Origin of the sequence: Stenotrophomonas rhizophila, assembly GCF_020857975.1 — a bacterium.
Classification (GTDB): Bacteria; Pseudomonadota; Gammaproteobacteria; order Xanthomonadales; family Xanthomonadaceae; genus Stenotrophomonas; species Stenotrophomonas rhizophila_C.
Genome location: NZ_JACWUO010000010.1, coordinates 107,689 through 123,152, shown reverse-complemented (window position 1 = coordinate 123,152; position 15,464 = coordinate 107,689). Strand labels below are relative to the sequence as shown.

11 protein-coding genes and 1 pseudogene are annotated in these 15,464 nt (G+C 65.5%); 10 read left to right on the top strand and 2 right to left on the bottom strand.

The genetic code is table 11. From position 1 onward, the window contains the following. Positions 1–3: 3 nt before the first annotated feature. The 10 genes and pseudogenes from IC535_RS11625 to IC535_RS11580 all read left to right on the top strand — a co-directional run bounded on the left by IC535_RS11625 (position 4) and on the right by IC535_RS11580 (position 13,784). On the top strand, positions 4–1,299 hold the full coding sequence (locus IC535_RS11625) for a TrbI/VirB10 family protein (RefSeq protein ID WP_228886204.1): 1,296 nt from the start codon (positions 4–6) through the stop codon (positions 1,297–1,299). Positions 1,300–1,352: 53 nt separating this feature from the next. Beyond that, entirely contained in the window at positions 1,353–2,249 is an 897-nt protein-coding gene (locus IC535_RS11620) for a hypothetical protein (protein ID WP_228886205.1), read from the top strand. Positions 2,250–2,352: 103 nt separating this feature from the next. Further along, entirely contained in the window at positions 2,353–4,443 is a 2,091-nt protein-coding gene (gene trbL / locus IC535_RS11615; protein ID WP_228958681.1) for a P-type conjugative transfer protein TrbL, read from the top strand. Then, positions 4,433–4,864 (top strand): annotated as a pseudogene (locus tag IC535_RS11610) (transglycosylase SLT domain-containing protein); the annotation flags it as partial. The gene trbL and the pseudogene IC535_RS11610, both read left to right, overlap by 11 nt. Positions 4,865–4,954: 90 nt before the next feature. After that, complete coding sequence (locus IC535_RS11605) at positions 4,955–5,920, top strand: fimbrial protein (RefSeq protein ID WP_228886207.1); 966 nt, start codon at positions 4,955–4,957, stop codon at positions 5,918–5,920. Positions 5,921–5,959: 39 nt separating this feature from the next. Next, on the top strand, positions 5,960–6,514 hold the full coding sequence (traF, locus tag IC535_RS11600) for a conjugative transfer signal peptidase TraF (protein ID WP_228886208.1): 555 nt from the start codon (positions 5,960–5,962) through the stop codon (positions 6,512–6,514). Between the two features lie 196 nt (positions 6,515–6,710). Further along, entirely contained in the window at positions 6,711–7,271 is a 561-nt protein-coding gene (locus tag IC535_RS11595) for a fimbrial protein (RefSeq protein WP_228886209.1), read from the top strand. A gap of 84 nt (positions 7,272–7,355) precedes the next feature. After that, positions 7,356–8,132, top strand: coding sequence for a fimbrial biogenesis chaperone (locus IC535_RS11590; protein WP_228886210.1), 777 nt, complete (start codon positions 7,356–7,358; stop codon positions 8,130–8,132). 184 nt (positions 8,133–8,316) lie between these two features. Further along, complete coding sequence (locus IC535_RS11585; protein WP_228886211.1) at positions 8,317–11,034, top strand: fimbria/pilus outer membrane usher protein; 2,718 nt, start codon at positions 8,317–8,319, stop codon at positions 11,032–11,034. Continuing rightward, a complete protein-coding gene (locus IC535_RS11580) occupies positions 11,031–13,784 on the top strand; it encodes an autotransporter outer membrane beta-barrel domain-containing protein (RefSeq protein ID WP_228886212.1) in 2,754 nt (917 codons plus the stop codon). The genes IC535_RS11585 and IC535_RS11580 overlap by 4 nt, the downstream gene beginning before the upstream one ends. A gap of 63 nt (positions 13,785–13,847) precedes the next feature. Here IC535_RS11580 and IC535_RS11575 read toward each other — a convergent pair whose 3' ends face one another. Together IC535_RS11575 and IC535_RS11570 are read right to left on the bottom strand one after the other, a co-directional pair. Next, positions 13,848–14,564: a response regulator gene (locus IC535_RS11575; protein WP_228886213.1), complete on the bottom strand. Its 717-nt coding sequence runs from the start codon at positions 14,562–14,564 to the stop codon at positions 13,848–13,850. Beyond that, complete coding sequence (locus tag IC535_RS11570) at positions 14,561–15,256, bottom strand: response regulator transcription factor (RefSeq protein ID WP_228886214.1); 696 nt, start codon at positions 15,254–15,256, stop codon at positions 14,561–14,563. Before IC535_RS11570 ends, IC535_RS11575 begins: the two co-directional genes overlap by 4 nt. Positions 15,257–15,464: the final 208 nt, after the last annotated feature.

The following is a 15,464-nucleotide window of genomic DNA, read 5'->3' as shown; positions in this document are numbered from 1 at the left end:
ACGATGCCTACCCACTCCCCGTCGCCGCCCGGCGCCGATACCGCCAGTAGGGCCCGCCCCGGTGTCCGCCGGGTCAACAACATGCCGTTGTACCTGATCGGCGGCGTGCTGCTGGTGTTCGTCGTGATCATGGTGGTGGTGATCAGCGGTCGCGGCAACGACGAACGCGCCGCTGCGGCCGCGTCCAAGGGCAGCGGCGGCCCCAGCGCCATGGCGATGGCGCAGCAGGTGGTCGGCGACAACGGCCTGGATACCGGCAACGGCATCGTCGCCGAAGTGGCCGCTGCCGAACCATCGCCGCCGCCGCTGGCGGTACCGGTCGTCCACGTCGATGCCGGCGACGGCCCGCCGCTGCCGCCCACCGCCGAGATCGACCCGGACCTGCAGCGTCTGCAGCAGCTGCGCCTGCAGCAGCTGCAACAGGCGCTGGCAGCCAAGACCGGGGTGCTGGCCGCCACCCCGCAGCGCAGTGCCCCGGCGCCTGGTGCTGCTGCCGCTGCCGCAGGCGGCCGGCTGCCGCCGTCACGAGCACCGACCGCGCCGCAGGGTGCATCGCAGGCCGAGCTGCTGCGCGCGATGGGCGGCGGCATGCCGGGGCAGGGCGGGCCGGGCGGCGAGCAGCCGCGCTCGGACAACAGCCTGGCCCAGTTCGACAACGCCGGCGCCGGTGATCGCTGGCGGCTGGGCAGTGCGGTGGAAATGCCGCGTACCCCGTTCACCCTGCGCGCCGGCTTCGTGATTCCGGCAGTGCTGATCTCGGGCGTCAACTCGGACCTGCCCGGGCAGATCATCGGCCAGGTCAGCCAGGACGTGTACGACACCGCCACCGGCCGCCACAAGGTGATTCCGCAGGGCACCCGCCTGGTCGGCGCCTACAACAGCGAAGTGGCCTATGGCCAGCGGCGGATGATGGTGGCCTGGCAGCGGATGGTGTTCCCGGACGGGCGGGCGATGGACATCGGCGCGATGCCGGGTACCGACGCGGCGGGGTATTCCGGCTTCAGCGACAAGGTCAACAGCCACTTCATGCGCATCTTTGGCCAGGCGATCCTGCTGTCGGCGGTCATCGCCGGGGTGGAGCTCAGCCAGGACGACAGCGGCGGCGGTTACGGCCGTCCCAGCGCGGGCAGCGCGATGAGCGAGGCGCTCGGCCAGACCCTGGGCCAGGCCATGATCCAGCTGTTCCAGAGGAACCTCAATGTGTCGCCGACGCTGGAAGTGCGGCCGGGCTTCCGCTTCAACGTGATGGTGGTCAAGGACCTGGATTTCGACCGTCCGTACACGCCGGTCATGTACTGAGACGGTCGTGAAAGCGCGGTGGCGGCTGCCGGTGCAGCCAAGCCCGCGAACCGGTGGCGTCGCTGCTGCGCGCCATCGCCCCGCCCATCCGGGCGAATCATCAACATCGAGGTATCCCCATGAATCAACGTTTGCTTTCCCTGTCCGCCGGCGTCGCGCTGGCACTGGCCGCCACCAGCCCGGCGCAGGCCGGTGAGCTGGTACTCGACCTGGCCAACCTGGTCCCCAATACCGTCAGCGCGGTCGCCAACACCGCCACCGCGATCAAGATGCACTACGTGATCGATCGCCTCGATTACATGAGCACCAAGGACGACGGCCACTACGTGGAGCAGAACTACTACGACGTGCTCAACCAGGAACACAACAGCCTGGTCAACAACTACAACGAGGTCAACAACTACTACTGCAGCCCAGGTGGCGGCAAGCCGCCGATCCCGCGTTCTTTTGCCGATGGTGGTGAGGACGGTGGAATGAACTGCGGCGGTATCGACGAGGGTGAAGTGATCATCCCGACCCTGCAGGGTCCGGCTACGTTTGGCGGCCAGGGCAGTGCCACCGCCTACATGCAGGACACCCGCAAGGTGCTGGATCAGGTGGTTGGCAACGACAACCAGCGCTTCACCACGGTGATGGATGGCAACAGCCTGCAGGCGCAGGCGGTGGATGCGCAGACGCGCGAATTCCAAATGCAGAGCGCGAATCTGCAGGCGCTGACCGCCAAATCGACTGCCAATATGGGTGCCCGCATGCAGGCGGCGTTCTCAAACCAGCTCGCCGCCGCGCAGACTGGCGAGATGATGCAGATGCGTGCGTTGATGCTGGCCGACCAGAACGCACAGGTCGTGCGTGAGCAGGAAGCGGCTGCGCGCGGCGCACGTGAGTCGGTGGCGGCGAGCAAGCTGCGGGTGGTTCCGAACCTGGAACAGGCCTCGATCGGCAACTGGTAACGGGTTGTAGGTGCGACACCTGCGGACCGGCCTGCCGGTCCGCAGGCGCTTGCACCGCCCGGGCAGGTGCCCGGGACATGCAGACAGGAATACTGAGACGGTGATGATCAGGCTCGACCCACCCGCAAGGCCCGTGTACGGGTACGCCGCACTTTGGTGTCTGGCATTGCTGCTGCTGCCCTCGGCGGCACAGGCCGCTGTCGAGCTGTATCCGGTCGACAATCTGCTGGACAGGTTCCAGGGCGTACAGGATCTCTGGGCAAGCACGGTGGCGGGAGCGGCCGAGCGGCTGTTCTGGAGCCTGGCGCTGATCAGCCTGACCTGGACGATGTGCATGATGCTGTTCCGGCGTGCCGATTTCGGCGAATTGTTCGCCGAGCTGGTGCGCTTCATCGTGATGACCGGCATCTTCTGGTGGCTGTTGAACGAAGGCGGGGTGCTGATCCAGCAGATCCTGGAGAGCATGCGGTTGCTAGGCGAGGATGGCAGCGGTGGCGGTGGTCAGCTGCAGCCGTCGGGCCTGCTGCGCAGCGGCTACCGCTTGTTCTTCGCAGTTGCCGAGCAATCCGAGAGCGACGAATGGAAGGAGGCCGACAAGATCGTCGGTCTGGCCATGGCCGCAGTGATCATGGCGCTGATCGCGCTGGCCGCAGTCAGCATGATGCTGATCACGCTGATGACCTGGGTTCTCGGCTATGCAGGCCTGTTCCTGCTCGGCTTCGGTGGTGCGCGCTGGACATCGGGCGTGGCCATCAACTATTACAAGCATGTGTTGGCCGTGGGCATGTCGTACTTCGTCATGCTGTTGCTGGCCGGCATCGGCAACCAGTTCCTCGAGGATTACAGTACTGGCGTGGCCGCCGATGTGACCCTGCCCAACCTGGCGATCATGCTGGTGGCGGCCATCGTGCTGTTGGCACTGCTGGTACGGATTCCGGCGATGGTGTCCAGCATGGTGCTGGGCGCGCGTTTCGGGGCAGGTAGTGGCTCCAGTTTCAGCGGGCATGTGATGGCGCTGGGCGGGACCGCAATCGCCGCTGGCGTCGGTCATGCCGGCAGCGGCGCCCAGGCGCTGTACTCGGCCTACAACGCACCGTCGGCGGCACCGCCACCGGCGCCGATGATTTCAATGCCGACGATCCAGGTACAGGCGCCGCCAGCGGCGGCCGGTGGCGCCTCGGCTCCGATGGCAACGCCGATCATCAGCGTGCATCATCTGGACGGAATGGGGATGAACCCGCCGCCGGTGACGCTGAGCGTCCACGGCATGTATCCCCCACCTGCCGGCGCGGCGCAGGGCAGTGTGTTCGGTGCTACGCCGTCGGCGCACGAGGTTGCCCGTACCCAGCAGCAAGCCGGCCCAGGTAATTCGGCGGCGGCAGGCGGCGCAGTGGCGTCGACGCCTGCGCCGCCTGCTGCGGCAATGGCGGGCGCGCTCGCGAACGCTGCGGGCGATGGCAATGCCGCTACGCCGGCGTCGCTGGCAGCCGCGGCTTCGGCCACGCCGGGGGCCGCGCCGGAGAAGATCCCTGCGCTGGATGCACAGACGTTGCAGCGCAGCCATGAAGTCGAACCCGGCGTGCCTGCTGCCGGCTTGGCGGCAACCACTACTGGGCTGCCGGCGTCGCCCGTGACCGGATTACGGGGGAGACCTGCGGATGCCGCGCCGGCAGCTTCCGGGCCTGGCGCTATGGCGAAGAAAGCCGCGGGTCCGGCTGCGCCCGGCTTCAGCAGTTTTGCGTCACAGCCACTGTCCGGCTCGGCCCTGCCGGCGGCCGGCAGTGCCGATGGCCGCGGCAAGGCCGGCGCGGTGGGGCGGGGCGACACGCACGCCACAGCCGCGGCTCCATCGTCGTCTGCAGCAGCGGCATCCAATGGTGTTGCATCGAACGCGCGCGAGGGCCGAGATGGCCGCGACCTGACCCGATCGAGCGCTGCGGTATCCACGCAGGCGCGAGTCGGCGCGCGCAGCGCAGCGCCTTCCCTGCCTGAAGGCGCAGCTGTGGCGCCTGCATCGGCGCATTCGCCCAGAGTTGCGGCGGCCGACGGCGCCGCCGACGCGACTGCAGCGATCGTGCCGCCAGCCCGGCCCGCGGGGGTGTTGCCGCAGCCGCCCGGTCGCGGCTGGTTCGCGCGCCTGCTGGCCGCCCTGCGGCGCTGGCGCAAGCGTGATGGAGATGGCGATGCCGGTTGATCTACCGCCGCTGCAGCAGGAGCGGGTGGTCTGCTCGATCGCTGCGGCGATCAAATACCACATTCCGGCCAACCTGGTGCTGGCCGTGGCCGAGCAGGAAGGCGGACGCCCGGGCCAGGTGGTGCGCAACAGCAACGGCACGCTGGATGTCGGCGCGATGCAGTTCAACACGGCGTATCTGCGCGAGCTGGCTCGTTACGGCATCAGTCCTGCGCATGTAGCGGCATCGGGTTGCTATCCCTATGACCTGGCGGCATGGCGGTTGCGCGGTCATCTGCGCGACGACAGCGGCGACCTGTGGACGCGGGCGGCAAACTACCACTCGCGCACACCGCAGTACAACCGCCGCTACCGGGCGCAGCTCATTCAAAGGGCGGGCAGATGGGGGCGATGGCTTGACCAGCACTTTCCGACCTACGAGGTCGGCATAACGCCACCGGCGGCGGCCGGCTGAGCCAGTCGTGGCCGGCTAGCAATCAGTTGAATTCAATGCATTCGATGAGGTACACGTATGAAGCACAAACAGATTGTCCTGGCCTGCTGCCTGGGCGGGGCCGGGCTGCTGGCATGCTCTGCCGCGCAGGCGGCGTGCACGGTGGGAAAACAGCTCACGGTAACAGTGAATGGCGCTTCCGGTCTGCCGATCGTGGTCAAGCAGAATGCCAGACCCGGCGATCTGCTCAAGGAGTACAGTCACGTGGTGGGTACGGAAGGAGGTTGGGCGAACTGCGTTGGCCCCGACCGCATCACCCGGCGGATGAACGGAACGCTGGTGCCATCGGGGATTCCAGATGTCTACACGACGACCCTGGCAGGCGTCGGGGTGAAGGTCGAATACCAGTCCTCCACCGGCGGCGCCCGCCGCGCATATCCCTATTCCATTGATTACAGCACCCCCGGCAGCTACACGCTGCGCGATGAAGGGACGTACTACGTAAGCTACTATCGCATTGCTGGTGATTTCGCGGGGGGCAGCATCGGCAGCGGGGCTCCATTCCAAGCGGCGCAGGCCGCACTGGATTCTGCTGCGTCACGTCCGATCAACTTCCTCGAAGCGGTCGATGTCCAGTTCAACCTGGCCACCTGCGACATCACCAGCGGCTCGATCAACCAGACCGTGGATCTGGGGCAGGCTGCGCCGCACAGCTTTACCGGCGGTGGAACGCCTTGGAGGGACTTCAAGCTGGTGTCTGAGAACTGCGATCTGACCCAGTTCCACAACGTCACCTTCTCCTTCAACGGCAACGCCGAACCGACCGACCCCACGCTGTTTGCGGTTACCGGTCCGGGTGGTGGCGTGGGGGTGCAGCTGCAGACCGCTGCAGGTACCGATATCGACCCGGGCGGGGATGCGACCATGCCAACCCTGGCTGCGGGTGGTGAGTACGCGTTCCGTGCGCGCTTCCGTCGCCTCGCTGGTGACCTGGTCAATGGCCCTGTAAGCACGGATGTAATCGTCAAGGCCGAGTATGACTAAGCAGGCGGGCCGCCCCGCCTGCAGGCGGCAGGTTTAGCCGTGGGCTGGTTGGCAACCCGCGGCCAGCGCCGCCGGGCGGTGTCTGGCCTGCTGCTGGCAGCGCTACTGCCGCTGTCGATGGGAGTGTTGGGCGCACGCTTCAACACCACCCCCAGTCTGCCCTATGGGGTTTACTGGGTGCATAGCGAACCTGCGCGGCCGGGTCGCTATGGTTCGTTCTGCCCGTCTGTTGAGCTGCCCGTGTTCGCATTGGCGCGGCAACGTCACTACCTGCCAAGCGGTCGATGCCCGGGCGGGGTACGGCCATTGCTGAAGAAGATCGTTGCCGGTGCCGGCGACAGGGTCTCCATCGGTGCGGACGGCGTGCGTGTCAATGGCCATCTGCTGACCAACAGTACGCCGTTGCAGCGTGATGCTGCAGGACGGGCGATGCCGAGGTTGATCATGCAGGAGCGAGCGCTACATGCGCACGAACTGTTGCTGATGTCCGACTACTCGGCTTCTTCCTTCGATGCGCGCTACTTCGGTCCGATACATCGCCAACAAGTGGATGAGGTATTGCGTCAGGTCTGGACGTGGCCGCCGTCGCACTGATGGCCGGGCTAGGAATCCGGCCAGGTGTTTTGGGGGGCGCCCCAGATACAGCGTGCGAGATGGTCGAGATAATCAATTGCCCAAATCTGCATGCCATCGGCTGAAATCGATACCGCAGTTGCAGTGGTTGCCATCAGTGCGGCCGTTGTCGGGGCGTTGCACCTCCCTCGTAAATCATCAAATGGAGATTCAATCAATGAAGCACTTCGCTATTTCGGCCGTTCTCGTCGCGGGCCTGGGTGTTGCGGCCACCAATCCGGCTCAGGCCGCCAACGACGGCACCATCAAGATCGTCGGCACGGTTACTGCGACCACCTGCCTTGTTGATGGGCATGCCCCGGGTTCCGGCCTGGCCAACCACGATGTGGACCTGCTTGGCGTGCCGAAGGCACAGCTGGACGTCGCCGGCAAGGTGGGCGGTGACAAGCTGGTGACCATCCGCATCGGTGGCCCGACCGACACCAACTGCACCAATGGTGATGAGGCCTATGTGCGCTTCGACCCGGCCAGCCCGAACATCGATCTCGCTACCGGTCGCCTGAACAATACGGCCACCACCAATCCCGCTCCGGAAGTCAAGATCGAAATCGCGAACCTGGACGGCGTGGCGATCGATCTGGCCAACGATGATTCGGCCGGGTACGAGATCGTCAACCATGAGACCCAGATTCCGCTGATCGTGCGCATGTATTCGACCGGCGTCGCCGATGTCGGCAACGTGGCCTCGGAAGTCGGTTACCAGATCGTCTACAACTGAGCAATGCCGGCCTGAGCGCCGCATAGCGCTTGGCGTGCGGGTTCGCCCGGTGTGGACCCGCATTGCGCTCAATGGGAATAGTGGATGATGGTGATGATGAAGCGTATGGGATGGGTGCTGGCGCTGTTGCTGGCGGCTGGCACGGTACAGGCCAAGGTCGTGATCACTGGGACACGGGTGATCTATCCAGGGCAGGAACGGGAAGTGCTGGTACGGCTCAGCAACATGGCCGAGGACGTGCCAAGCGTACTGCAGGTGTGGCTGGACTCCGGCGACGAAAAGTCCACTCCAGATACCGTTGATGTGCCGTTCGTGATCAGCCCGCCAGTGTTCCGCATGGATCCCGGCAGCAGTCAGACGCTGCGTGTTTCCTATACCGGCGAACCATTGGCCGACGATCGGGAAACCCTGTTCTGGTTGAACGTTCTGGAGATTCCGCCGGCACTGGACAAGATGGCTGAGGGCGAGGTGAATCTGCAGTTTTCCTTCCGGACCCGCTTGAAAACGTTCTTCAGGCCCGAGGGGCTGAAGCCGTTGGCGCATGAAGCGCCGCAGCAGCTGCAATGGTCGGTGCAGCCGGCAAAGAACCAGCAAGGGTACGTTGTGCAGGTGAGCAATCCTACGCCGTACTTCATCACCCTGCAGGGACTGAAGGTGGTCGATGGGGAAAAACAGCTGCGCTACAAGCGCGGCAATCATGTCAACGAAGGCATGGTGGCGCCTTTCGGGCGGCAGCAGTTCAACGTCCCCGGGCTGGATGCTCGCCCTGGCGCGGCGGCGAAGATCGAGTTCCAGACGGTCAACGATTTCGGTGGCCGAGTCGGTTCCGTGGCTGCATTTACTGCAGCTGCCACGGACTGAGCCAAATTTCACCTGCGGCATGCCTGGCGGCGATGTGCGTTTGCCGAGTCAATGCAGCAGGTAGCTTCTTCCAATCGCGGTGATGGTCACCTGGTGCCACTGGTGCCGGTAGTGCCTGGCTGCACGACGTTCGCCTGTACAGGGGCCTGAAGCCATGTATGTTCAATCGCGTATAGAGTCGGTGGTGCTGCCGCGTTTCCAGATCCATGCGCTTGCTGCGGCCGTGACGCTGGTGATTGCTGTCGTCTCGGCACCGGTCATGGCGGCCGCCGGCGGTGGTGTTGCAGCGGGTGAGCGGGTGTATGAGTTCCGTTCCGGGCAATTCCCGGGTAGTACCCGGGTAGATCTGTCCCGTTTCAACAAGGGCAACGTGATACTGCCTGGTACCTATGCGGCCGCGGTACAGGTGAATGGCAGGCCGGGTGCGCCGGAATCGCTGCGCTTTGCGGTTCCGGCCGGCCAGCAGGATGCGCAGCTTTGCGTTGATCGATTGATGCTGGACCGTTTCGGGATAGATCTGCAGCGTGTCGATGAAGATCGCGTCGGTGCCGGTGTCGGTGTCGAGCCCGGGCCGGCCGCGGCGGTGGACGACTGCCTTGCGATCGAGCAATGGGTGCCCGGTGCCAGTGTCCGGTTCGAGCAGGGCGAGCAGGAACTGTTCGTGCAGGTGCCTCAGTTATACATGTCGCAGCGACCACGTGATTATGTTTCGCCGGAACAGCTCGATGGCGGTGTGACGGCGGCAACGCTGCAGTACAACGCCAACGTTTACGACAGCCACATCGGCGGCATTGCCAGCACCCGCGGATACCTGGGCATCCGGGCTGGCATCAATGCCGGCGGCTGGCTGCTGCGGCACCAAGGCTCCTTGACCTGGAGCAACTCGGCCGGCAGCCGGTACCAGGCCAGCGCCACTTTCGCACAGCGTGATGTGGTCAGCCTGCAGTCCCAGCTGATGGTGGGCCAGTTGTATTCGCAGGGCGACCTGTTCGGTAGCGTGCGTATGCGCGGTGTTGAACTGGTGACGGACGACCGCATGTTGCCGCAGTCGCTGGTTGGTTACGCACCGGTGGTACGCGGCATTGCCGACAGCAATGCGCTGGTTCGCGTGCTGCAGCGGGGTGTGCCGCTGCGCGAACTTACGGTGGCACCAGGTCCGTTCGAGATCGACGACCTGTACGCGGTCGGATACGGTGGCGATCTGGAAGTGGTCGTCCGGGAGGCTGATGGCCGCGAGAAAACCTTCGTGGTTCCGTACTCCGGCTCTGCACGGCTGCTGCGCCCCGGCTATACCCGGTATGCGGTCAGTGCGGGTCAGGCCGATGCGGTGCGGTTGGGCTATCAGCCCTATCTGCTGCAGGCCCAAATGCAGCGCGGCCTGAGCAATGCGGTGACCGGCTACACCGGTGCGCTGAAGAGCGAACACTACGCCGCAGCGCAGCTGGGCGCCTCGCTGAACACTCCGCTGGGCGCATTCTCACTGGATATGACCCAGGCCCGTCTGCAACTGCCGTCGGAGAATCTTTCCGGACAGAGCGTGCAACTGCGTTTCAGCAAACAGCTGGTCAGCTCCGGGACCAATTTTTCGGTCGGCGCCTACCGCTATTCGACCGAGGGCTACGTCGACCTCAACCAGGCGCTGCGCCTGCGGGCGGAGGCGGAGGCACTGGGTGACCCGCAGAGTCTGGACCGTTATCGCAGCCGGCTGGAGGGCAGCGTCAGCCAGGCGTTTGGAAGGGACGGTGGCGCGCTGTACTTCAACGCGTCCAGCACGGACTACTGGAACCGCAGTGGCCGCACCCTGAACTATTCTCTCAGCTACAGCAATCGCTGGAAGACCCTGAGCTACAGCTTGAGCGCACAGCGCTCGCGGCAGCTGTCCAGCCAGCATGTCGACAATGAAATAGGCCTGACTCTCAATATGCCGTTGGGTACTGCCGAACGCGCACCCAGCTTGTATTCGACGGTACGCAGCGACCGCAATCACGATATCGGTGGCAACATCGGTATCAGCGGTAGCGCAGGCCGATATCGCGATCTGCAGTACGGGGTAAATCTTGCGCACGCGCAGGATGGTGCCACCGTGGGTGGCAATGTCCAGTATCAGGCGCCATATGCACAGCTGGGGGCCAGCTACTCGCAGGGGCAGGACAACCGCAATAGCTCGTTCGATCTCAGTGGTGGACTTGCGGTGCATGGTGGTGGCGTGACTCTTGCGCCGAGGCTCGGCGATACCATCGGCCTGGTGCGCGCGCCCGATGCGGCGGGCGCACGGGTCGACGGCGGCGATGGCGCGCGGGTGGATTCACGCGGCTATGCGTTGGTACCTTCGTTGCTTCCCTACCGCTTCAACAGGGTGGAGCTGGATCCGCGCGGCATGTCCACCGATGTGCAGCTCAAGACCACCACCCGGATGGTGGCGCCGCGGCATGGCGCGGTGGTGCGCCTGGACTACCCCACCGATACCGGACGTTCGGTGCTGATCAAGGCGCGGCGCAGCGATGGCAGTCCGCTGCCATTTGCGGCCAGCGTGTTCGACGTCTACGGCAACAGCGTGGGTAGCGTTGGCCAGGGTAGTCGCGTGCAGTTGCGCAGTGACGATGCCAATGGCGTAGTGACCGTGCGCTGGGGCAAGCAGGGCCACGAGCAGTGCGAGATCTTCTATCAGCTACCAGACCGCGGCCCGGCGCGGCAGGGCCTGCCGGACGTGATCGAGCAGGCGGTCTGTGAGCGGATCCGGCATGTGGCGTCGGAAGTGCAGGGCAACCGCATCTCGGCGGCGCCGCCGTCCACCTCAAACAAGGCCGGTGGCACGGACGATCCCATCGGGATTGAGCGCCCTGGCTACCCACCGACCGCTCGTTCGCTCCCCCGCTTACCCATTCCAGGAACTTCCCGATGATCCAAGTTGCTGTCTCCAGGCCAGGCATGCTGAGCCTGGCTGTACACGCGGCCTTGCTGGCGTCCAGCTGCATGCCGGCATTCGCTGCTCAGGTAGTCGCCGACGGTGTCCAGGTCCACGTTGCGGGCGGTGACTATGACGATGCAGGCGGCAATGGCGCCGACAGTTCGGCATTCTACGCGCGCCGCGGTGGCTCGATCGTTGCCGGTGGCGCGGTCAACCTGACGGCCAACGGCTTTGGTGTCAACGCTGCTCTGGCAGATGGGGCGGGCAGCACGATCACGCTGCTCGGCGGACGTCTGGACAGCAATGGCAATTTCGGCAACGGGTTGTTTGCCAATGCCGGTGGCCGCATCGAGGGCGATGCGCTTGATATCCGCAAGAGCGGGATTGGCCATGGTGTGTTCGTGGAAGGACTGGGCAGCCATGTGCGCCTGTCCAACAGCCAGATCAGCACACAGGCGAACTCCAGCCATGGCCTGGTGGTGTTCATTGGCGCCTCTGCCGAACTGTCCGGCAGCCGCATCCATACCCTCGGCGATGGTTCGATGGGCATCAACATCAACCGTGGCAACCCCCGGGTAGCGCTCGCGGATGTAGAGGTGCTGACGGAGGGTGCCGGTGCTACCGGTCTGTGGCTTCTGTCGGCAGGACAGGTGGACGCCCAAGGGTTGAATGTACGTACTCTCGGCGCGGGCTCTGCCGCAGTGGACATGCGCGCCGGCCGGATGCAGCTCGACAGTGCACGGCTGGAAACCCATGGGCGTAACGCCCACGGCGTGCTGGTACGGATGGAGGACACCGCCGGGGCGGTCTTCATGGGTAACAACGTGGATATCGGCACCCAAGGCGACGCCGCCATGGGAATGGTCGTGCAAGCTGGTGCCGATGTTGTACTGCAAGGCAGCCGCGTGCACACCAGTGGCAACCGCTCGCATGCAGTGTCGCTGGGCGGTGCCGGCAGCGCGCTTGATCTGGTGGACAGCGCGGTGCTTGCCCAGGGCGCGCAGGCCTGGGGCCTGCTGGCCAGTGGCGGCAGCTTCAACATGGTCGGCGGCGAACTGGGTAGCGCCCAGCATGGTGCGATCGGCGTGACCGGTACGGCACAGCTGGATTTCAGCCAGGGCACCCGCATTCGGGGTGGCAACGGTGTACTGCTGTCGCTGGAAAGCACCGCCGGGGACCAGGTCGCCTTCAATCTTCGCGACGGCGTGCAGGCCGAGGGAAATATCATCGCTGCCGACCCCGGCGTGACCCCGCACGACAGCAACCTTCAGGTACTGCTGGACAACAGGGTGCACTGGACGGGCGCTACCGGGATCGTCGACAGCTTGCAGATCAAGCAGGGCAGCCGCTGGACCATCACCGGCGATTCCACAGTGAACAGCCTTTCGCTGGGCGACGCTGTGATCGCTTTCGCCGCGCCAGACGCCGGGGACTTCAGTACGCTTACCGTGCAGGGAAACTACCACAGCGATGGCGGCACCCTGCTGTTGAACGCGCGCCTGGATGGCAGTGGCGTGGCGACCGACCGACTGCTGGTGAATGGCGATACGTCCGGCCACACCTGGTTGCTGGTCAACAACCTCGGTGGATCGGGTTTGACCGCGGCCGATGGCATCGAAGTCATCGACGTGCAGGGCCAGTCTAACGGGCAGTTCGCGTTGGGCGCGCGCGCCGTGCATGGTGCCTACGAGTACTTCCTTTTCCAGGGCGGCGTGGACGATCCGAACAATGGCAACTGGTACCTGCGGTCGCAGTTGCCGGACGAGGTCAAGGACCCGCAGCCGGATCCGGACCCGGTGCTGCGTCCAGAACCCGGGGCATACTGGGCCAACCAGGCTGCCGCGACGGCGATGTTCCAGCACGCGCTGCAGGACCGGCTTGGTGGGCGCCTACCGCACCCGGCCGAGTACCGGCGCGGCGCGTGGGCACGCACCAGCCAGCAGCAGGTGCATCACAATCTTCAGGCCGGCCAGCTGGCGCTGCGCTCGCAGCGCTCTCTGCTGCAGGCGGGTACCGATCTGTTTGGCAATGACAGCACCCGTTTCGGGGTAATGCTTGGCCACGGCCAGGCCAGCAGTCAGTCACAGTCTGTGGCAACCGGCTATCTGGCGCAGGGGCGCGTGAATGGGGCGGCAGTGGGCGTGTATGCCACGTGGTTTGAGCCCAGCGAGGACCAGCGCGGCTTGCAGGTGGACAGTTGGCTGCAGTGGGCACGATATCGCCAGAATGTGCAGGGCGCCGGGCTCGCTGCGGAACGCTACACGGCGCACGGTACGAGCGGTTCATTGGAGCTCAACTATGCGTTGCCGGTGCAGCTGGGTGACTTCACTACGCTGTATATCGAACCACAGCTGCAGCTGATGTACACCGCTTACAAAGCTGCCGACCACGTCGAGCGCAATGGCACCGTGGTCGCGGTGCACGGTGCTGGCGGTCTGTCCACCCGTACCGGCGTACGCCTGTACGGGCGGCGCGGCACGCCGGGCGGACACGTGCAGCAGCACGCCTGGGTGCAGCCCTATCTGACCGTAAACTGGTTGCGCAACAGCCAGGCCACCGACGCGCTGAACATCGGCGGCACGCCATGGGTGGACAACGCTGGCGCCGAGCGGGTCGAAATCAAGGCCGGTGCGCAATGGCAGATGACCCCGCGCCTGAACGGCTGGGGCGAGTTCGGGGTGCAGTCGGGACAGGGCGGCTTCCACGCCGTGGCCGGCCAGTTGGGCCTGCGTTACAGCTGGTAGAAAAGCAGGCGGGCAGTATCGCCACTCCCCGCAGCGACGGCACCCGGTGCCGTCGCTTCTTTTTCAGCGCGTCAACAGCCAGCGGTCGAGCGCTGCCTGCAGGCGCTCACTGGCCGCACCGGCGGCGCTGCGGTCTGCCGCCTTCAAGGGAATCTGCAGCGCCGCGGCCTGTGCGCCCAGTGCCTCGGCCCCGGCGTAGCGTGCCGCGCCGCCCAGACGATGGCTCATGCGCAGGGCCTGGTCCAGGTCCCAGCGAGCGATCGCCTGGCGCAGGGCGTCCAGGTCGGCACGCAGCGCATTGGCATACAGCGCATCGAGGTCTATGTCCACTGGCAACGGGGGCAGCGCGGCGCTTTGGCGCGGACCGGCGCCGTCCGGCAGCCATAGCGCCAGCAGCTGCAGCAGTTGCTCGGGCCGCAGCGGTTTCTCCAGCACGCCGTCCATGCCGCTGCGCAGGCACTGCAACAGGTGCGATTGGTCGGTGGCCATCGACAGCGCGATGACCGGCAGATGTGGCCCGCCGTCGCGCTGCTGGCGTTCGCGGATGCGCCGGGTGGCGGTGTAGCCGCTCATCCCGGGCATGCTGCAGTCCATCAATACCAGCGCCACCTTGCGTTCGGCGAGCAGCGCCAGCGCAGCAGGCCCGTCGCTGGCGCCGCAGCTTTGCAGGCCCAGGGCCTGCAGTTGCAGCTGCATCGCCAGCAGGCTGGTCGGATGGTCGTCGACCAGCAGGATCAGACCGCCGCGCGGTGGCGGTTCGAGCGCGCTGGCTGCGTTCACGGCCGGTCCAGCTGGTTGCGCATCTTGAACAGTTCGTTGTCGTTGCGGATGCCGATCTTGCGGAACGCCGATTGCTTTTGGGTACTGATGGTGTTGCTGCTGCGCGAGAACTTGCCGGCGATCTGTGCCACCGACATCCCGTCCAGACAACAGCGCAGTACTTCACGCTCGCGCGGGGACAGCAGCGGGCTGGCCAGCAGCGGGGTGTGTTCGGCGTTGCCCGGCACGGTCGCGGGGCGCAGCGCGGACTCGGAGAATTCGGCCAGCTCCATTGCCATGTCGCGGGTCAGATAGATCTGCCCGCGCGCCACCGCACGCACCGCACTGGCCACGTCATCCAGCGGCAGAGACTTGCCGATGAAACCATGCGCGCCGGCATGCAGCACCAGTGCCGCAGTGGCCGGGGTGTATTGCGCCGACAGCACCAGCAGCTTGCAGCTGGGGAAGCGCAGTTTGAGCACCTTGATCAGGTTGATGCCATCGACATCCTGCGGACCCAGCATGAAGTCGATGATGAGGATGTCGGCCGTACGCGTGGCAAGTACATTCAGCAGTTCGCGGCTGGTCGAGCAGAAGCCGCGCAGCTCGATGTCGGCCTCGGTGGACAGGCATTGCCGCAATCCGTGCAGGACGACTTCATGGTCGTCCAGAATCAGTACGCTGTATCGATTGAATCGTGGGGAAAGATGCATGGGTAATGATTCGCGGCAGGAGGCCGTTCCATGCCTGGTATGACGATGTTCCACCGTGGCGATGCCGTGCTTCCAGCATCCCTGGTCCGCAGACCACGGGTGGTACGAATGAGTCGGTTGCAACCGGGGCGCTGCGAGAGTGCAAGGGTAGCGTTGCATGGGGGCGGGACCGTCGGCCTGGTTCCGCGTTGGGTGGGGCCGCTGGCAC